This is a genomic window from Devosia sp. BK (assembly GCF_032907385.1).
Lineage (GTDB): Bacteria > Pseudomonadota > Alphaproteobacteria > Rhizobiales > Devosiaceae > Devosia.
Genome location: NZ_JAIMBX010000001.1, coordinates 1390102 through 1408552 on the forward strand (window position 1 = coordinate 1390102; position 18451 = coordinate 1408552).

General features: G+C 58.6%; 16 protein-coding genes, 1 tRNA gene and 1 pseudogene. 10 read left to right on the plus strand and 8 right to left on the minus strand.

Going from position 1 to position 18451, the window contains the following annotated elements; genetic code table 11:
• Positions 1–67 precede the first annotated feature (67 nt).
• Positions 68–889, minus strand: coding sequence for a polysaccharide deacetylase family protein (locus DevBK_RS06855; RefSeq protein WP_317184892.1), 822 nt, complete (start codon positions 887–889; stop codon positions 68–70).
• 284 nt (positions 890–1173) lie between these two features.
• On the opposite strand from DevBK_RS06855, the gene DevBK_RS06860 reads away from it, so the two are divergent.
• The 7 genes from DevBK_RS06860 to DevBK_RS06890 all read left to right on the plus strand — a co-directional run bounded on the left by DevBK_RS06860 (position 1174) and on the right by DevBK_RS06890 (position 7657).
• Complete coding sequence (locus tag DevBK_RS06860; RefSeq protein ID WP_317184893.1) at positions 1174–2364, plus strand: benzoate/H(+) symporter BenE family transporter; 1191 nt, start codon at positions 1174–1176, stop codon at positions 2362–2364.
• Complete coding sequence (locus DevBK_RS06865; protein ID WP_317184894.1) at positions 2361–2990, plus strand: molybdenum cofactor guanylyltransferase; 630 nt, start codon at positions 2361–2363, stop codon at positions 2988–2990. Before DevBK_RS06860 ends, DevBK_RS06865 begins: the two co-directional genes overlap by 4 nt.
• Before the next feature lie 96 nt (positions 2991–3086).
• Positions 3087–3162, plus strand: a tRNA-Asn gene (locus DevBK_RS06870).
• 142 nt (positions 3163–3304) lie between these two features.
• Entirely contained in the window at positions 3305–4534 is a 1230-nt protein-coding gene (locus DevBK_RS06875) for an MFS transporter (protein ID WP_317184895.1), read from the plus strand.
• Complete coding sequence (locus DevBK_RS06880) at positions 4531–4992, plus strand: SRPBCC domain-containing protein (protein WP_061906892.1); 462 nt, start codon at positions 4531–4533, stop codon at positions 4990–4992. Before DevBK_RS06875 ends, DevBK_RS06880 begins: the two co-directional genes overlap by 4 nt.
• Positions 4993–5042: 50 nt before the next feature.
• On the plus strand, positions 5043–6455 hold the full coding sequence (locus tag DevBK_RS06885; protein WP_317184896.1) for a deoxyribodipyrimidine photo-lyase: 1413 nt from the start codon (positions 5043–5045) through the stop codon (positions 6453–6455).
• 152 nt (positions 6456–6607) lie between these two features.
• The gene (locus tag DevBK_RS06890; RefSeq protein WP_317184897.1) at positions 6608–7657 is read left to right on the plus strand and encodes a cysteine synthase A; all 1050 of its coding nucleotides are present in this window, start codon (positions 6608–6610) and stop codon (positions 7655–7657) included.
• A 570-nt stretch (positions 7658–8227) separates the two neighbouring features.
• Here the strand turns inward: DevBK_RS06890 and DevBK_RS06895 are convergent.
• Positions 8228–8395, minus strand: a pseudogene (locus tag DevBK_RS06895) (glyoxalase superfamily protein); the annotation flags it as partial.
• A gap of 235 nt (positions 8396–8630) precedes the next feature.
• Between DevBK_RS06895 and cls the strand changes: the two are divergent.
• Complete coding sequence (gene cls / locus DevBK_RS06900; protein WP_317184898.1) at positions 8631–10082, plus strand: cardiolipin synthase; 1452 nt, start codon at positions 8631–8633, stop codon at positions 10080–10082.
• An 8-nt stretch (positions 10083–10090) separates the two neighbouring features.
• The gene (locus tag DevBK_RS06905) at positions 10091–10804 is read left to right on the plus strand and encodes an alanyl-tRNA editing protein (RefSeq protein ID WP_317184899.1); all 714 of its coding nucleotides are present in this window, start codon (positions 10091–10093) and stop codon (positions 10802–10804) included.
• 14 nt (positions 10805–10818) lie between these two features.
• Here DevBK_RS06905 and DevBK_RS06910 read toward each other — a convergent pair whose 3' ends face one another.
• The 5 genes from DevBK_RS06910 to DevBK_RS06930 all read right to left on the minus strand — a co-directional run bounded on the left by DevBK_RS06910 (position 10819) and on the right by DevBK_RS06930 (position 16239).
• Complete coding sequence (locus tag DevBK_RS06910; protein WP_317184900.1) at positions 10819–11871, minus strand: amino acid ABC transporter substrate-binding protein; 1053 nt, start codon at positions 11869–11871, stop codon at positions 10819–10821.
• Between the two features lie 108 nt (positions 11872–11979).
• On the minus strand, positions 11980–12780 hold the full coding sequence (locus DevBK_RS06915; RefSeq protein ID WP_061906898.1) for an amino acid ABC transporter ATP-binding protein: 801 nt from the start codon (positions 12778–12780) through the stop codon (positions 11980–11982).
• 4 nt (positions 12781–12784) lie between these two features.
• On the minus strand, positions 12785–13912 hold the full coding sequence (locus DevBK_RS06920; RefSeq protein WP_317184901.1) for an amino acid ABC transporter permease: 1128 nt from the start codon (positions 13910–13912) through the stop codon (positions 12785–12787).
• Between the two features lie 9 nt (positions 13913–13921).
• Complete coding sequence (locus tag DevBK_RS06925; protein ID WP_317184902.1) at positions 13922–15112, minus strand: amino acid ABC transporter permease; 1191 nt, start codon at positions 15110–15112, stop codon at positions 13922–13924.
• 110 nt (positions 15113–15222) lie between these two features.
• Entirely contained in the window at positions 15223–16239 is a 1017-nt protein-coding gene (locus DevBK_RS06930) for an amino acid ABC transporter substrate-binding protein (RefSeq protein ID WP_061906901.1), read from the minus strand.
• Between the two features lie 226 nt (positions 16240–16465).
• Here DevBK_RS06930 and metC point away from each other — a divergent pair, with 226 nt between their 5' ends.
• Complete coding sequence (gene metC, locus DevBK_RS06935; RefSeq protein ID WP_317184903.1) at positions 16466–17644, plus strand: cystathionine beta-lyase; 1179 nt, start codon at positions 16466–16468, stop codon at positions 17642–17644.
• Here metC and DevBK_RS06940 read toward each other — a convergent pair.
• A complete protein-coding gene (locus tag DevBK_RS06940; RefSeq protein WP_317184904.1) occupies positions 17626–18369 on the minus strand; it encodes a phosphatase PAP2 family protein in 744 nt (247 codons plus the stop codon). The genes metC and DevBK_RS06940 overlap by 19 nt on opposite strands.
• Positions 18370–18451 lie beyond the last annotated feature (82 nt).

Consider the following 18451-nt stretch of genomic DNA (forward strand, 5'->3'; position numbering starts at 1 on the left):
CTACCGATCGGCGAAATGGAGCGCGATCTTGGCTTCGGGGCTATGGTCTTAGTCGCGAACTGAACCGCTAATTCACGACTGAGGTCTTGCAATCGTCACACGCGTCTTCGACGACGCCCGCAGTGATGAGATCACGGCCGAAGATGGAATTGTCGCGGGGGACGAGGCGGACGACCGTATAGCCGCGGCGGGCCAGCTGATCGAGGAAGACAGGCAGCATATCCACGGTGCGCTGGTGGATATCGTGAAAGAGCACGATGCCACTGCCGCGCTGCTCGAGCCGCGAGAGAGTACGCGCGGCGACAGTCGCGGGCGTATCCTTGTAGTAGTCCTTGCTGTCGATATCGACGTCGAGAACGACGGCGCCGCTCTGAAGAAGGCCGGTGCGCAAGAAGCCTGTCTGGGACAGGTATGGGAAGCGGAAGAAGGGCGAGAGCTTTTGGCCGGCGCCAGCCAGCGCAGCCGAAACGGCGTCCTCGCCTTTGACGATTTCGACGATCGCTTCCTGCCGCGTGATATCTGCAAGATTGACGTGGGCATATGTGTGACTGCCAACGGTATGACCTGCAATGGCGACCCGCTGCGCCAGGGTTGGATTGGCAGCGGCCGAAGAGCCGAGCATGAGGAAAGTTGCCTTGACGCCATAATCGGCCAAGGAGGCAAGGATGGCTTCGGTCTTGCCAGCGCGCGGGCCATCGTCAAAGGTCAGGACAACTTCGCCGGGCCTCAGAACGATGTCGGCGGTTGTGGCAACGGCAAGGGTCCTGCCCCCAATGTTGCGGGGTGAAAGGATCTCGGCCGGCATGGGCTGTTCCATCTTGAGCACAGCAGGCACGGCGATGGCGGAAGTCTTCACCTCGTCCACTTTCGGCGTCGCCGCAAACTGCATTTGCGAGCTCACCGGCTTGGCACAACCGCCCAGCATAAGGCCGGAAACCACAAGGCAAAGCAGAAGGCGGGAGGGCGACACGATAAACACTCGGCATCACATGGAACTAACGCCGACAATTTGCGATTATAGTTAATTTTTCGCTCGCGAGAGCTTAAGAAGAGCTTACCTTTCAATAGGTTAACTACTTTTAAGACTTGCGGCACAAGAGTTGTGAACAAGCGAGACGCTGGATCGTCCGCAAAAAATCGCTAGCGTGACGCGGACTTTTTCGGGGAATCGCCATGGATGCGGGCTCGCCAACCCTCGCGCCGACACGCAAAGATTTTTTGCAGCCGATCATGGCCGGCGCTCTTGCCGCAGTGGTTGGTTATGCAAGCACATTTACCGTTGTTTTGGCCGCGCTGACAGCCGGAGGAGCAACGCCGCAACAAGCGGGATCGGGATTGTTCTCGGTTTGCCTGGCGCTTGGCGTCCTCAACATGGTCGTCGCTTGGCGCGTGCGGGTTCCCGTCAGCTTTGCCTGGACCACACCGGGAATGGCATTTTTGCTTACAGTCGGCGAACCTGTCGGCGGTTTTCCCGCTGTGGCGGGAGCCTTTCTGGTTGCGGCCGGCCTTATCGTTCTCACTGGCCTAGTCAAACCTTTGGCGCGATTGATCGCGGCGATCCCGGCGGCAATCGCCAATGCGATGCTTGCAGGCATGCTGTTGACCCTTTGCCTAGCGCCTGTCACGGCGCTCGCCGAGGCGCCGATGCTGGCAGCGCCAATTCTCCTCGCCTGGATGCTGGGACTGCGCTTTGCGCGCCGCTATGCCGTGCCCATTGCCGTCTTGGTAACGGGGATCGTCTTGGCACTCACGACGCATCTTCCGCCCGGAGCGCTTGATGGCACGTGGCCGGCGCTCGTTTTCGTCATGCCCGAATTTAGCTGGGACGCGGTCGTGCGGATCGCTTTGCCGATTTATGTGGTGACGATGGCCTCGCAGAATCTGCCAGGAATAGCGGTGATGAAAGCGAATGGCTACACAATCGCGCCGGCACCGGTGTTCGTGATGACGGGGCTCGCGAGCGCCGGAACTGCGCTCTTTGGCGGGCATACGACCAATCTGGCTGCCATCACCGCAGCCATCTGCGCGGGACCAGAGGCGCATCCTGATCCGGAAAAACGTTGGCCTGCCCCAGTTGCGGCGGGGGCCACCTATATTCTCCTTGGGTTGGCGGCGAGCTTGGCAGCAGCGTTCATTGCGGCCTCACCGCCGCTGCTCATTCAGGCAGTTGCTGGATTGGCCTTGCTTTCTAGCCTTGCCTCGGCTTTGGCGGGCGCTCTCGATCTTGAGGAAGCGCGGCTGCCGGCCATCCTGACTTTTATCGCCACCGCGTCGGGAATCACGATCCTCGGGATCGGCGCGCCATTCTGGGGGCTCGTGGGCGGCATTGCCTTGCTGATCCTGCTGCGAAAGCGCGCGGCGTGACCAAGGTCTTCGGTATTATCCTTGCAGGCGGCAGCGGGACGCGGCTTGGTGGGGTGCGCAAGGCCGACATCCGGATCGGCGGCAAAAGGCTTATCGATCGCGCTACGGGGGTTTTCCGGGGCCAGGTGTCGAAGATCGCCGTTTCGGCGCCGGTAGACTTTGCGGGCGACGAACTAGGCGATGCAGTGCTTATTCGTGATGGGGAACGCGAGAGACGTGGGCCGCTCGCGGGGCTCACGGCGGCTGCACATCATTTTGCAGATCGCGCAAGCCCAGCCGATATCCTGGTCTTTCTGGCGGTCGATACACCTTTTGCGCCAGATGACTACGTTTATCGCCTCACTCAGGAAGCAGAGGCGCGAGGATCAGCCCTGGCCACGTGGGGTAACGCGCTTTATCCGACAAACAGTGCCGTGCGGCTTTCACATCTGCTCAGCGGTCTCGAATCTGTCGCACCAACGGCGGGACCGAGAGCGATTCTGAATTTGTTGGAGGCTCAGACGTTGGATTGGTCTGATCGGTGTTCGGAGGATCCTTTTGCAAATCTCAACACCCTTGCCGACCTCATTGCCCTGCAGCGCCGGGCTCTGCGGGACTTGGACGCGGTGGTACGGCAGCCTTCGTGACATATTTATGCACAGGCTCCGCAATAAGGACTTGGCAAACCAGATCGGTTTGGGTACACGGACCTCGCCTTCAACGCGAAGGCAACACCGAAGTGTTCCGCGATAGCTCAGTTGGTAGAGCGTTCGACTGTTAATCGAATGGTCGCTGGTTCGAGTCCAGCTCGCGGAGCCATTTCGGGTCTTTCCAAGATCCCCACAAATTCTCGATATTGTCTGGCTCAACGCCTTCTGAGCTATGGAGTGCATTATCGTGCGCGAGAGTTGCCCTTGCAGCGCTAGCGCGCTAGGAGACCACCTCTCCTGGATTGTCCGACATGACCACCGCATCCAACACGCCCGCGTCCATGACCGGTCACCAAACCACGCTGGCAATCATTCTTGCCGTTAGTGGCGCGCATCTGCTCAACGATCTTCTGCAGTTCCTCCTGCCAGCGCTCTATCCGCTGCTGAAGGAAAACTATGAGCTGAACTATCTGCAGATCGGGCTGTTGACGCTTGGCCAGCAGATTACGGCTTGCCTGCTGCAACCGCTTTTTGGCCTCCGCGGCGACCTCAAGCCCAAGCCTTATAGTCTGGCTGTCTCGCTGGTGATAGTTTCGGTCGGCATCGTCGGCCTGGCTTTTGCCAATCAGTTTGTGTGGCTTTTCCTCGCAGCTGTCGTGATGGGTACCGGCTCCGCCATTTTCCATCCTGAAGCGTCGCGCGTGGCCCGTATGGCCTCGGGCGGCAAGCTCGGCTTTGCGCAATCGCTGTTTCAGGTTGGCGGCAACCTGGGTACGGCACTTGGGCCGCTGGCCGCGGCCATGATTCTCATTCCCATGGGGCAGACGACGACTGCGTGGTTCCTGATTTTAGGGTGTGCCGGTGTGGCGCTGTTGACCTATGTCGGGCGCTGGTTTGTCGAGCATCAGCGGCAAGCGGCATCGCGTCCGGCCGTCGCGATCAAGAAGCCGGCTTTGTCGCGCAACAGGTTGATCGTTGCATTTGCCGTTATCGGGGCGCTGCTGCTCAGCAAATTTATTTATATCGAAGGCCTCAAAACCTATTACGCCTTTTTCCTCATGGAGAAGTTTGGTCTGTCGGCACCGGACGCCCAAATCTACCTTTTCCTCTTTTTGGGCTCTGTGGCGGCAGGCACGTTTATCGGCGGACCGATCGGGGACCGCTATGGGCGGCTTTCGGTGATCTGGGTTTCCATCCTGGGCGCCCTGCCCTTCACGCTTCTGATGCCCTATCTTGATCTTACCGGCACTGCGGTAATGAGCATCCTGACAGGGCTCGTTCTGTCCTCGGCATTTTCTGCCATGGTTGTCTACGCGCAGGAGTTGGTCCCGGGCAAAGTTGGCATGATTGCGGGCTTTGTCTTCGGCTTTGCGTTCGGGATTGGCGCACTGGGAGCCGCGGCCATGGGCGCTATCGCAGACTGGATCGGGATCATTCCGGTATTCCAGATTTGCGCCTTCCTACCCGCATTGGGTATCCTCACCATTCTTCTGCCCAAAACGGCGGAACTGCATCCCGAACCAAAGGAGAAGCTGGCATGAGCGACAAAATCGACCTCGACAACGAGAGCCAGATCACCCTCACTCGCAAGATCGGCGCGCATGTCAGCGACGTCTTTTCGGCTTGGACCGACCCAGCGCTGATCGAACAATGGCAGGTCGATGAGGCCGAATTCGACGCCTTCGAAGGCGGCCAGTATCGCTTCGTCACGTTTGGGGATGAGGACGAGACCGACCATGAAGTGACGGGAGAAATCCTCCAATTCGTGGAGGACGAAAAGCTGGTCATGTCCTGGGTGCATCGTGATGCGGAAACAGAGGAAGAGCTGATCTTCGTCCTCGACATCACATTCCGCGCCATCGGCGACGACAATATGGAGCTGACGCTGGTCGAGCGGGGCCTTCCCCATGCCGATCCACAGACTCGGATTTTCTCGATGGAAGCATGGAGCGCGACGCTCGAGCAGCTTGCAGAGGTCATGGAAGAAGTTTTGGACTGAACCGCAGGGGCCATTGGCGCGTAGTTCGGTAAACGAGCGGGAGCGGCATTTTGGATCGATCGACTGGACTGGTCTGGCTGCGCAACGATCTCCGCATCAGCGACAATCCGGCACTTGCCGCAGCGTGCAAGGAGAGCGATGCAGTCATCGCTCTCTATATCCACGAAACCGACAAAGGCATCAGAGCGCCGGGTGGCGCGGCACGCTGGTGGCTGCATCATAGCCTCACGGTTCTCGCCAAGGATTTGGCAGAGCTCGGTATTTCGCTCATGGTGGAGAGCGGCAAGGCGGGCGATGTGCTGGCTGACGTTATCAAGAATCAGAGCGTCGGCAACGTCCACTGGAACCGGCGCTATGCGCCTGCCGAAGTAGCGATCGACAAAGAGATCAAGGAAAATCTCCGCAAAGACGAGCTGTCGGTCACCTCGCATCCCGGCAATGTGCTCATCGAGCCGTGGATGATCGAGACAGGGCAAGGCAAACCCTATTCGGTGTTTTCGCCGTTCTGGAAAACACTCCGCGACAAGCACATAGAGCAACCGCTGCAAAAGCCCCGCAAGTTGGGCGACGCGATCAAGGCTGGGAATGTTGATCGCGAGTATAAGGCGCCAAAATGGTCGAAGAAATTCGATGGGGTGTGGGCGACTGGTGAAAAGGCGGCGCATGATGCGCTCGACCATTTTCTCGATCAGAACCTCGAGGACTATCCAGAGGGCCGCAATTTTCCGGCGCGCGATGTAACCTCTCGCCTTTCGCCGCATCTTCGCTTTGGCGAGATCAGTCCGCGCCAGGTTTGGCATACCGCTCTCGCCCGAACGCAGTCGCATCACGAGCTTCGTGCGCCGACAGACAAATTTCTCTCCGAACTTGCATGGCGTGATTTCAGCTATCACCAGCTTTTTCACCGTCCAGATATTTCGTCTGCGCCGATGCAGCCGAAATACAGCGGGATGGAATGGCGCAATGATGCCAAGGCCCTGCACGCCTGGGAGAAGGGGATGACGGGGATACCCATCGTCGATGCGGGCATGCGTGAGCTATGGCAGACCGGCTATATGCACAATCGCGTCCGCATGTTGGTCGCGTCGCTGCTTTCGAAAAACCTGCTGATTGACTGGCGCGATGGCGAGCGCTGGTTTTGGGATTGCCTCGTCGATAGCGACAGGGCGAATAACCCGGCGAGCTGGCAATGGGTCGCTGGTAGTGGGCTCGATGCGGCGCCGTATTTTCGTATTTTCAATCCGGCGACGCAGGGCGAACGGTTCGATGCTGACGGAAAGTATGTCCGCGAATGGGTGCCCGAGATCAAGGCGATGCCAGACAAATGGATCCACAATCCGAGCGGCGCACCCAAGGACGTTTTAAAGGCGGCAGGCGTTGAATTGGGAACCACCTACCCCCGGGCAATCGTTGACCTCAAGGAATCGCGCGAGCGGGCTCTTGAGGCGCAAAAGAACCTCTAGAAAAACAAACCTCTTTGCGCGTGAGCGCAAGCCATGACGTTCGTCAGATGGCAGGACATCGAAAAGTCCTGCTACTTCTGATGTTTATGGCTTGTTGGAGAAATTTTGGGCTTCTACCATCGGAGCCATAGCAAGAGGACTTTCGCAAGATCATGGCCAAGCACGACGATCTCATCTCTGCCATCGGCAACACGCCCCTCATCCGTCTCAACCGGGTATCGGCGCTGACGGGATGCGATATCTGGGGCAAGGCGGAGTTCTTGAACCCGGGCCAATCGGTCAAGGATCGTGCGGCTCTCTTCATCATCCATGATCTCGTGAAATCAGGCGCCTTGAAGCCGGGCGGCACGATCGTCGAGGGTACAGCAGGCAATACGGGCATCGGCCTGACGCTTGTCGCCAATTCGCTGGGCTTCAAATCGGTCATCGTCATTCCCGAGACGCAGAGCCAGGAAAAGAAGGACGCGCTTCGGCTCTATGGCGCACAGCTCATCGAGGTGCCGGCCAAGCCCTATAAAGACCCCAACAACTACATCAAGATTTCCGGGCGCCTTGCCGAAAAGCTCAACCGCGAATTGCCGGAAGGCGCCGTCTGGGCCAATCAGTTCGACAATGTGTCCAACAAGCGGGCGCATATCGAAACGACGGGGCCCGAAATCTGGCAGCAGACCAATGGCCGCATCGATGGCTTCATCTGCGCCGTTGGGTCAGGTGGCACGCTCGCTGGCGTTGCCGAGGCGCTGCGGTCCCGTAGTGCGGATGTGAAGATTGGCTTGGCCGATCCAGAGGGGGCGGCGCTTTATGAATATTATGCTCATGGCGAACTGAAGTCGGCCGGCAATTCCATCACCGAAGGCATCGGTCAGGGGCGCATTACTGCCAATCTCGAGGGGCTCAAGATTGACCACCCCTATCAGATCTCGGATGCGGAGGCCCTGCCCTACATTTTCGACTTGATGCAGCACGAGGGGCTTTGCCTCGGCGGGTCCAGCGCCATCAACATCGCCGGCGCAGTGCGTATGGCCCGGGACCTTGGGCCGGGCAAGACGATCGTCACAATCCTTTGCGACTACGGCAATCGTTATGCGAGCAAGATTTTCAATCCCGAATTCCTGGCATCGAAAAGCCTGCCAGTGCCGCCATGGCTGGTCGATCAACCATCGATCGATATTTCGGATGTGGTGGTGACGGAGCCGGTATGAGCAGAACGAGCGGGGCCACATGCAGTGGCCCCGGTATATTTAGTTCGCCAGACGAAAATCGAGATTGATCGGACCGGGTAGGAATTTGGTCTGCCTTTCGGTCATCGGCACGGTGTCGTCCACGACCTCGAGTGAGAATTTACGCGCCCAACACCTTCCGGTGCCCTTGAGGAAAAAACCGAAATGTATACTGGCGGCCTCTTCGGGCACATCGAAGACGATATCGCGCAGTGTCCAATCGCTTGTCCCGCGAATTGCGCCTTCGGCGTCAGGCCGCATCTGTAGATTGTCAAACCGTAGATTGCGCGCATTGTTGCCATCGATCCGCATCCAAATGGTACCGCCATCGACGGCGTCTTCGGTACGCAGTTCACTCGTAAAGCGGATGCGTTGCCCGATATAGGGCTTGGCACTGGCGCTCTGCATCATGGTGGCGTAGTCGTCAGCAGTCAGCCGACCATATTCGGGGAGATTTTCGATGAGCGCAGCGCCTGTTTTCCGGTCTAGACCAAGGCGATAAAACCGCGGCGAGCCACCAGCGCGCATCCACCCCTCAGGCATGAAGAGTTCGCTTTCGGCAATGGAATCGATCTTGGCGCTTAGAATGTTCCAATTCGCCAAATTGTATTGTTTTGCGACCAGCTCAAGACAGTCGCTATGGGTTAGATACACTTCGCGCTCTGCCAAGGCTTGCCGCAGCAATTTGGCCATGAGTTTTGCATCCATGAACGTGTGCATGGTCTGATCCTCTCGGCGGGCGTCTACATAGTCAGTGCTCGCATTGCTGACGGTCTGCCCGCAAAAATGGGTCAAACCAAAAGCGTCTTCGTGCATTCACCTTCCCTCAGCGGGGCGAGCGGCTGGCTGCACGAGCCGAAGATCATGGTAGCGCTTAGGCTCCCAGTGTCAACTTGGGATTGTCGGCCGGGCGCCTGCTGATAGATTGCGCTATCTCCTGTCGGAAAGGACGGCCGTGTTCGGCATCGACGATATTCTCAAAGCGATCATTGCGGACCTGCATATCCTGGCCGCCATCATGGGCGCGATCTACCTCCTCGCTTTCATCTGCGCTGTACGGGAAATTCTCAATTCCCGCACATCCCAAGGCTCTATCGCCTGGCTTCTCTCTCTGGCGCTGCTGCCCTTCCCCACCGCCTTCCTCTACATGATCTTCGGGTGGAAGTTTTTTGACGACTATGCCACCGACAGGATCAAGAATGGCCGCGCCGACCGTCCGCTGCGCGCCAAGGATCTGGCGCTAATCGACCGGGAAACGGACGCCAAATGGCCCGTTCAGGTGCAAGTTTCCGAGCTGCCATTCTTGAGAGGCAACGATGTCGAGCTGCTGATCGACGGCAAGGCCACCTTCGATTCCATCTTTGCCGGGATCGATGCCGCCGAGCATTATCTGCTGGTGCAATTTTATATCATTCGCGACGACAAGCTTGGTCAGCAGCTTGCCGAGCGGCTGATCGCCAAGGCGAAAGCGGGCGTCGAAGTCCGGCTTCTTTATGATGATATCGGCAGCACCGGCATGCCCAAGCGGTTTCGGACGCAGATGCGCGATGCTGGCGTTAAGGTTGCCGGCTTCAACCAACGGCACAAGTTTCTGCGCTTCTATGGTCCGACGCGGATCAACTATCGCAATCATCGCAAGATCGTCGTGGCCGATGGCAAGCATGCCTGGGTCGGTGGACACAATGTCGGCGTCGAATATCTCGGCGAGGACCCGAAATTTGGCCGTTGGCGCGATACCCATGTGCGGGTCTCGGGACCCGCGGCGCTGGGGTGCGCCCTGCTGTTCCGCGAAGATTGGGAATGGGCGACCGGCGAGCGCCTGCCTGCCGCGCCGCCGAAGGAAGTCGACACCCCCGGCGATCAATCGGTGTTGGTCATGGGGAGCGGCCCGGCTGACCAATTGGAAGAATGCGCCATCGCTTATGTGGACCTGATCGGGCGCGCGCGGGAGCGGCTGTGGATCGTCAGCCCCTATTTCGTGCCCGATACCGATATCCGGACGGCGCTATTTGCAGCTCGGTTGCGCGGTGTAGATGTCCGGATCATGCTTCCGGATAATCCGGACCACATCATGGTTTGGCTTGCCAGCATTGCCCATGCCGACGCCATGGTGGAACACGATATCTCGGTCTATCGCTATACCGACGGGTTCCTGCACCAGAAGGTGGTGGTGATGGACAATGAAATCACGACCGTCGGCAGCGTGAATTTCGACAACCGCTCCTTTGCCATCAATTTCGAAATTACTCTCTGGTTCACCGATCCGCAGGCGCTCGCCGCGGTCGACGCCATGTTGGCTGAAGATTTCAAATTGTGCCGGCAGGTGAGCCTTGCCGAAGTTTCCAGCCGATCAAAGCCACTCTACTTTGCGACCCAGGCCGCAAAACTCCTCTCGCCGCTGCTTTAGGACCACCCATGACCAGTCTGCTTTTTCGCGATGATGCCTATCTGCGCTCCACTTCGGCGAAGGTCATCGACGTCTTGCCGGATGGCGCAATTTTGCTCGACCAGACCGTCTTCTATGCGACCTCAGGCGGCCAGCCCGGCGACAGTGGCGCGCTGATCGCTGTTGATGGCAGGCGCATTGTCATTGCCACGGCAATACATCCTGACGGCGACAAAACCCGGATCGTGCATGTGCCGGCGGAGGGACAACCGACGCTTAGCGTTGGCGATGCGGTAACGGCCGAAATCGACTGGGATCGGCGCTATCGGTTGATGCGCATGCATACGGCGCTGCATTTGCTCTCGGTTGCCATTCCTCTGCCGGTGACCAGCGGGTCGATCGGCGAGGACAAGGGACGGCTTGATTTCGACATGCCGGAATCGCCCGAGGATGTCGCGGCAATAGAGGCAGCGGTCAATGCGATGGTCGAGGCAGACTATCCGGTGACATCGGAATGGATTTCCGATGACGAAATGCTGGCGCGTCCGGACCTGATCAAGACCATGAAGGTGAAGCCACCAATGGGCCAGGGCCGCGTTCGGCTGGTGCGGATCGGGGATATAGACCTGCAGCCCTGTGGCGGGACGCATGTTGCGCGGACTAGCGAAATTGGACGTCTGACGATCGGCAAGGTCGAAAAGAAGGGCAAGCAGAACCGGCGGATCAACCTTCACTTCGCCTAAGACCGTCGAGCGTGCTAACGGATTGGCGGCGCGTAGAGCAGGCCGCCATTGCTCCAGAGGGCGTTTTGGCCACGCAGCATGGCGGCGCCTGTCTGTGGACCGAAATTCTTATCGTAGATTTCGGCGTAATTGCCTTCTGCGCGGATCGCATCGCTCATGAAACTGGATTTGAGACCGAGCGCAGAACCGTAATCGCCTTCGACACCCAATAGGCGCCGGACATCGGCCGACCGTGACGCGAGGAGGGAGTCGACATTCAGACGCGTCACGCCGACTTCTTCGGCCGTGATCAGCGCGAAAATGGTCCAGCGGACGATTTCGAACCATTGATCGTCGCCACCGGGCACGACGGGGCCGAGAACTTCCTTAGAAATTCGTTCGGGTAGAATGCGATGCTGTGATGGATCGGTGAGTTCGCGGCGGATGGCCTGCAACTGACGGCCCGATGCGGAGATAACGTCGCACATATTGGCGCGATAGGCGACGATCAGATCGGCGATATCTTCGTAGATAACGTCTGTGTAGCTGGTCTGATTGGTGAAGAAAAATTCTTCGAGCGCCTGGACCGCGCTGCCATTATCGACGACGCAGACTTTGACATTGTTGAGCTCGTAGGCAGAAACGATGCTCATTGACTGGGGGACGAGAAACCCTTGGCCATCGAAGAAGCTCGGCGTGACGTACCGAGCGCCGTAGCGGAGGTCCCTGCCCGCGCTCCAGGCGCCATTACGCATCAGCACATCGACTGCGCCAGTCTGTAGCGGAGCGAAACGCGCTTCGCCGCGGAAAGCGCGGAATTCGATGAGATCGGGATTATTGAAGACCGCCGCAGCGAGCGCGCGGCAAAGATCGACGTCAAAGCCCGACCATCGACCGTCTGCGTCCTGTTGGGCAAAGCCGGCTAATGGATTGCTGGAGCCACAGACGAGAAAGCCACGCTCACGAATGGTTTCAAGCGTGTTGGCTTGCGCAGAAACGACGCTGCCAAAGAGGGCAACGGCCAGCGCGAGCACCAATGGCTTTATGCAGCGATTGAACATGCCGACCTTCTTTTGGAACTGCGGCATTGTGGCATTGCATATCCACGGGTCAAGCCACCGAGAGGGTGTGACCCGTGGATATCGCATGTGAAAGCGCCTTGCGATCCGCGATAGCCGGGCGCGCAGCCGCTGTTCCTAGTGCAGGATCTGGCTCAGGAAGAGCTTGGTGCGCTCATGCTGCGGGTTCGAGAAGAACGCTTCTGGCTCGTTCTGCTCTATGATCTGTCCCTGATCCATGAAAATGACGCGATTGGCCACCTGGCGGGCAAAGCCCATTTCGTGGGTCACGCAGATCATGGTCATGCCGTCTTCGGCAAGGCTGATCATGACTTCGAGCACTTCCTTGACCATTTCCGGATCGAGCGCCGACGTCGGTTCGTCGAAAAGCATGATCTTGGGCTGCATGCAGAGCGAGCGGGCAATCGCGACGCGCTGCTGCTGGCCACCGGAAAGCTGACCAGGAAACTTGTTGGCCTGCTCGGGAATCTTGACGCGCTCAAGGTAATGCATGGCCGTCGCCTCGGCTTCCGCCTTGGGCGTCCCGCGCACCCAGATGGGGGCGAGGGTCAGGTTCTGCAGAATGGTCAAGTGCGGGAAAAGATTGAAGTGCTGGAACACCATGCCCACTTCGCGGCGCACTTCGTCAATACGCTTGAGGTCGGCCGTCAGCTCCGTGCCATTGACGATGATCTGCCCTTCCTGGTGCTCTTCGAGCCGGTTGATGCAGCGAATGAGCGTCGACTTGCCGGAGCCAGAAGGCCCGGCAATGACGATGCGCTCGCCCTTCATCACCCGCAGGTTGATGTCACGCAGGACGTGGAAGTCGCCATACCACTTGTGCATGTTGATCACGTCGATGGCGACGTCGGTCTTGGAGACCTGCATGTGGCTGGTGTCGATCTGACGATCAACGGTCGTTTCGGAAACCTGAGACATGAAGCTACCTCTTGTAGCCAGTGTTGAGACGTCGCTCCATGTAGATGGAGTAGCGAGACATGCCGAAGCAGAACACCCAGAAGACCATGGCGGCGAAGATGTAGCCGGTCGTCGCGGTATTGCCCGATTGCCATTCGAGGGCGGTATCGTTCTTGGTCTTCACCGCTTCGAGAAGGTCCTTCATGCCCACGATGTAAACGAGGGACGTGTCCTTGAAGAGCGCGATGAAGTTGTTCACGATGCCAGGAATGACGTGCTTGAGCGCCTGGGGCAGGATGATGAACCACATCCGTTTCCAGTAGCCGAGCCCGAGGGCGGAAGCCGCTTCATACTGACCACGCGGAATGGCCTGCAGACCGCCGCGGACCACTTCGGCCACATAGGCCGAGGTGAAGAGCGTCACCCCCACGATAGCCCGCAGGAATTTGTCGACCGTCATGCCCTGGGGCATGAAGAGCGGCAACATGATGGACGCCATGAACAGGATGGTGATCAGCGGAACAGCGCGGATGAGCTCGATAAAGCCCACGCACACCGTCTTAATGATCGGCATGGAAGACTGCCGGCCAAGGGCGAGAATAATGCCTAGCGGAAAGGACAGGGTAATACCGATCACGGAGAGGATCAGCGTCACCAGGAGCCCGCCCCACTTCTCCGTCGGGATTTCCCGCAGCCCAAAGACACCGCCTGCGAGGAGGAAGTAGCTCACGATTGGGTAGACCGCGAGGAAAAGCACCGCGTTCGTCTTCTTGAAGGGGGCCTTGGGGATCAGGAGCGGCACGAGAAGCAGCGCGCCCAGAGCAAAGACGATATTCGGACGCCATTGCTCGGGGATGTCATAGAAGCCGTAGATGAAGAACTCCATCTCGGAGGAGATATAAGCCCAGCATGCGCCGGCGTTTTCCATACGACATTGCTCGACGGTGCCGTTTGGACCGACGGCATTGCCGAAAAAGAAGCCGTAGAGTGGCGGTACGATCCAGGCGAGGAAAAGCAAGCCGAGAATGGTGAGAACTGTATCGAGCGGGGTCGAAAACAGGTTTTTTTGCGCCCAGGCGATGGCACCTGTGGTGCGCACCGGAGCCGGGCGGGCCTCTACAAGGTCAGAGCGGACGAATCCAATATCTGTCATCAGATCCTCCTACCGCTCGACCAGCTTCACGCGGGCGTTGTACCAATTCATCAGCGCCGAGGTGAGGAGGGAGAACGTGAGATAAACGAGCATAACCATGGCGATACACTCGATCGCCCGGCCAGTTTGGTTGAGGGAGGTGCCACCAAATACGTTGAACAGCTCCTGGTAGCCGATGGCGGCACCCAAGGAGGAGTTCTTGGTGAGATTGAGATATTGGCTCGTCAGCGGCGGGACGATAACCCGCATGGCCTGCGGGATCACGATGAGCCGCAGCCGATCATTATCCTTGAGCCCTAGCGATTGGGCAGCTTCGGTCTGGCCATGGTTGACTGCCTGGATGCCACCACGGACCGTTTCGGCAATGAAGGCCGCGGTGTAGATCGTCAGGCCCAGGAGTAGCGCGGCGAATTCCGGTGGAATTTGCAATCCGCCCTTGAAGTTGAACCGCTCGAGGACCGGCAGTTCGAACGCGACGCTGGCGCCTGACACCACAAAGACGATCGTTGGGATGACGATCAGAATGGCCAGGCCGACGAGGAAAACCGGGAAGCGCTGTCCCGTGGCTTCTAGGCGACGCTTGGCCCAGATGCGGAGGGCGATGACCGCCGCTATCGCCAGGGCAATACCGATCCAGGTAAAGCCGAACTGCTCATCCGGGATGGGTCGCGGCACCATGATGCCGCGCTGATTGATGAACGCATCAAACGGCAGGGCGATCGAATTGCGCACCGCGGGCATCGCCTTGAGGACAGCGAAATACCAGAAGAACAGCTGCAGCAGCAGCGGGATGTTCCGGATCACCTCGATATAGATCGTCGCGAGGCTTGAAATGATGAAGTTGCTGCTGAGCCTTGCGATGCCGAGCGTGAAGCCGAGCATGGTGGCGAGGATGATGCCGATAAAGGCAACAAGCAGCGTGTTGAGAATGCCGACGAGAAAGGCTTCCCAATAGAAAGATGCTCGGGACCAGGGCAGCAGAGAGAAACTGATGTCGAAACCGGCTGTCTTCCAGAGGAAGTCGAAGCCTGTGGTCTTGTTTTGAGCCGCGAGATTAGCGGCCGTGTTCTTCACGATCCAGAAAATGAAGCCGACCAAAATGGCGGCCACGATGAACTGGTAGATATACCCTCTGATCTTCGGGTCATTGTAAAAGCTGACGCGGGGGGCAGCGTCGTGCCCCAAGTCGCGAGTGGTCATAGATGCTGTCCCTTGGCCGCAGAAAGCCGCAAGGCGTCCATGGAGACGCCATAAGCGACAGAACAAACGATGCCGGCGCCCAAGAAGGGCGCCGGAACCAAAAGTTCAGATTAGCGGATCGGCGGAGCGTACTGGATGCCGCCGTCTTTCCAGAGGGCATTCAGGCCGCGCTCAAGACCAATCGGGGTGCTTGGGCCGACGTTGCGATCATAGGTTTCAGCGTAGTTACCGACCAGCTTGACGATCTGGTAGGCCCAATCCTTGGTGATGCCGAGCGGGGTGCCGAAATCGCCTTCAACGCCGAGGAGACGCTTGATCGCCGGATTGTCGGAACCGAGCATTTCATCGACATTGGCGGACGTTACGCCAAGTTCTTCAGCTTCGAGCAGAGCGAAATAGGTCCAGCGAGCGAGATTGAACCACTGGGAATCACCGGAGCGAACCACGGGGCCAAGCGGCTCCTTCGAGATGATTTCGGGCAGGATGATGTGGTCATCCGGATTGGCGAATTTGGAGCGCTCGGCAGCAAGAGCCGAAGAGTCCGTGGTGTAGACGTCGCAACGGCCGTCTTCGTAGGCCTTCACCACTTCGTCCTGATCAACGAACACGACGGTGTTGAATTCCATCTTGTTGGCAGCGAAGTAGTCGGCAGCGTTGAGTTCGGTGGTGGTGCCAGACTCGATGCAGATAGCAGCGCCGCTCAGGTCGAGAGCGGATGCGATGCCGTCTTCCTTACGAACCATGAAGCCCTGGCCGTCATAGAACATGGTGCCGACAAAGCTGATGCCCAGCTGGGTATCGCGGCTCATGGTCCAGGTCGTGGTGCGCGACAGCACGTCGACTTCGCCGGAGGAGAGCGCCGTGAAGCGTTCCTGGCTGGTCAGCGAGGTGTAGCGAACGGCATCGGCATCGTTGAAGATCGCAGCGGCCATGGCGCGGCAGAAATCAACTTCGATACCGGTCCAGACATTGTTGGAATCGGGAGCGGAAAAGCCCGGCACACCGCCGGTTACGCCGCACTGGACATAGCCCTTGGCCTTCACGTCATCCAAAATAGCGGCCTGTGCGGAGACCGCCGTGAGACTCAGCATCGCTGATGCTGCAAGCGTTACGAGCTGCTTTTGCATATTATTGCCCTTTGTTTCCTGACCCTCGTGTCCCGGAGTTTCTTTACCCAATTTGCCTTGGGCGCCCCCGGCGGCACCACCGCCTTTGTGTCGCGGTTACGATGCTGTTAAGCATGCAAGCCTCTCTGGACGATAACGTCAAGGGTAGAAGCTGTTTTGGGACAGCAATTCTGTCTCTAATTTAGCCAGACGACGAATTTGATCCGATTTTGAGCACAGTGCCCGCATGAGCGACAGCAGACCTTCAAACAGTTCTTTCGAAACGATCCTGACGCATACCGGGCGCGACCCAGATAGCCAGTTTGGCTTCGTCAACACGCCGGTCTATCGCGGGTCGACGGTGCTTTTCAAAACCCTGGCGGACCTCGACGCCCAGCAACAGCGCTATCTTTATGGCCGCGCCGGCAATCCCACGACCGAGGGTGTCGAGGCAGTAGTGACGGCGCTTGAAGGCGCTTATCGCACCAAGCTCGTGCCATCGGGCCTTGCGGCAATCACCATCGCGATGCTTGCTTGCCTCAAAATCGGTGATGAAATTCTCATCACCGACAGCGCCTACGAGCCAGGCCGAAAATTTGCCGATGGGTTCCTTGAGCACATGGGAATCACGGCGCGATATTATGATCCGCGTATTGGCGCTGGCATTGCAGAGCTGATGGGGCCGAACACTAAGGCGGTTCTGGCTGAAAGCCCTGGGTCTCTGACCTTCGAAGTCCAGGACATTCCAGCAATCGCGCACGCGGCGCACGCTCATGGCGCGCGGCTGATCGTCGACAATAGCTGGGCAAGCCCGCTGTACCATCAACCTCTCGCGCTCGGCGCCGATATCGTCATTCACGCCGGGACAAAGATGTTTGTAGGGCATTCGGACGCGTTCGCCGGTACGATTTCGACCACAGAAGCTGCCTGGGCCGATGTGGAGCGGGTGCGCACGCTGCTGGGCTTCTTCACGTCCGGCGACGATGCTTATCTGGTGTCGCGCGGCTTGAAGACGCTGGCGATCCGTATGGCGGAGCATCAGAAACGCGCGATCGAGATTGCCGCCTGGCTGGAGGAACAGCCCGAAGTCAGCGCCGTGATCCACCCTGCCCTGCCAAGCCATCCCGATCACGCGCTCTGGAAGCGGGATTTTACCGGGTCAGGCAGCCTTTTCGCCATGGTTCTGAAGCCGGCGCCGCGATCTGCCATCGCAGCCTTTGTCGACCATCTCGAAATCTTTTCCATGGGCTATTCATGGGGCGGCTATGAAAGCCTCTGCCTGCCTTCAAAAATCGATAAGGCGCGCTCGGCAAAGCCATGGTCGGCCCCGGGCAACCTCTTCCGCATCCACATTGGCTTTGAGGCCATCGATGACCTCAAGGCAGACCTGGCGGCAGCGCTCGATCGCTACGCCAAGGCGCGCTGAACAAGCCGCCTGAGGGCTGGAACGCCCTGGAAACGAATGCGCCCTTCGTGAGTGGCTCGGAACAGCCACTTCCGCTGGGCAAAATAATTGCGGACCGCATACGTGCCGATGCAGCCGACCGCAAAGCCGGCGAGGACGTCGGTTGGGTAATGATCGCCCACGACGACGCGGGAAACACCCGTCACCACGGCAATGATCAGAACCAGCCGGAAAAAGCGGGGGGCGAGAAAGCCGACGACGATGGCGGTGGCCATCGCTGTCGTTGAGTGGCCGGAGGGAAAGCTCTGGAAAGTCCAGTCATTGAAAATGTGCTGAAAATCGAAAGCGCCGAATTCATCGTAAACCGCGGGGCGGCCGCGGCCGAAAAGGCGCTTGAGGAGATTCGTCAGGAGGCCTGTGCCGCCGACAGCGGCGAAGATGAAGCCGGTAAGCAGCGCGAGCTCGAACGTGGCGAGGCGCCAGGGCGACATGCGGCGCACCAAGCGGTAGCCGATGAAACTTATAAGGAAAATCAAGCCGCTGGGAATCAGCACCCAATCGGACAATCCGAAATGAGTGACGAACTGGAACGGCGCGCGCCATTCTCCATCCCAGGCAATAGCGCTGCGCGAGAGCGAAACGTCGAAAAACAGCAGCACAAAAAGCATCAGAATGAAGACGCCCAGATAGTCGGGCCAGGTCTTGCGATTGAGGCCCAAGGGCCAGCGTTTGCTCAGGTCACTCATGGCGCCCTTTTTGTTCGGAGGATTTCCCCACGTCAATAGCGTGGATAACGCATCCATCGCTTGCCCTTTGTCGGCGAACGCG

What these genes read in the sequence shown, in the direction of transcription:
- DevBK_RS06855 (WP_317184892.1), bottom strand. Translation starts at nt 889, where the DNA reads ATGCAGTTTGCGGCGACGCCGAAAGTGGACGAGGTGAAGACTTCCGCC.
- DevBK_RS06860 (WP_317184893.1), top strand. Translation starts at nt 1,174, where the DNA reads ATGGATGCGGGCTCGCCAACCCTCGCGCCGACACGCAAAGATTTTTTG.
- DevBK_RS06875 (WP_317184895.1), top strand. Translation starts at nt 3,305, where the DNA reads ATGACCACCGCATCCAACACGCCCGCGTCCATGACCGGTCACCAAACC.
- DevBK_RS06880 (WP_061906892.1), top strand. Translation starts at nt 4,531, where the DNA reads ATGAGCGACAAAATCGACCTCGACAACGAGAGCCAGATCACCCTCACT.
- DevBK_RS06890 (WP_317184897.1), top strand. Translation starts at nt 6,608, where the DNA reads ATGGCCAAGCACGACGATCTCATCTCTGCCATCGGCAACACGCCCCTC.
- DevBK_RS06905 (WP_317184899.1), top strand. Translation starts at nt 10,091, where the DNA reads ATGACCAGTCTGCTTTTTCGCGATGATGCCTATCTGCGCTCCACTTCG.
- DevBK_RS06910 (WP_317184900.1), bottom strand. Translation starts at nt 11,871, where the DNA reads ATGCCGCAGTTCCAAAAGAAGGTCGGCATGTTCAATCGCTGCATAAAG.
- DevBK_RS06915 (WP_061906898.1), bottom strand. Translation starts at nt 12,780, where the DNA reads ATGTCTCAGGTTTCCGAAACGACCGTTGATCGTCAGATCGACACCAGC.
- DevBK_RS06920 (WP_317184901.1), bottom strand. Translation starts at nt 13,912, where the DNA reads ATGACAGATATTGGATTCGTCCGCTCTGACCTTGTAGAGGCCCGCCCG.
- DevBK_RS06925 (WP_317184902.1), bottom strand. Translation starts at nt 15,112, where the DNA reads ATGACCACTCGCGACTTGGGGCACGACGCTGCCCCCCGCGTCAGCTTT.
- DevBK_RS06930 (WP_061906901.1), bottom strand. Translation starts at nt 16,239, where the DNA reads ATGCAAAAGCAGCTCGTAACGCTTGCAGCATCAGCGATGCTGAGTCTC.
- metC (WP_317184903.1), top strand. Translation starts at nt 16,466, where the DNA reads ATGAGCGACAGCAGACCTTCAAACAGTTCTTTCGAAACGATCCTGACG.
- DevBK_RS06940 (WP_317184904.1), bottom strand. Translation starts at nt 18,369, where the DNA reads ATGAGTGACCTGAGCAAACGCTGGCCCTTGGGCCTCAATCGCAAGACC.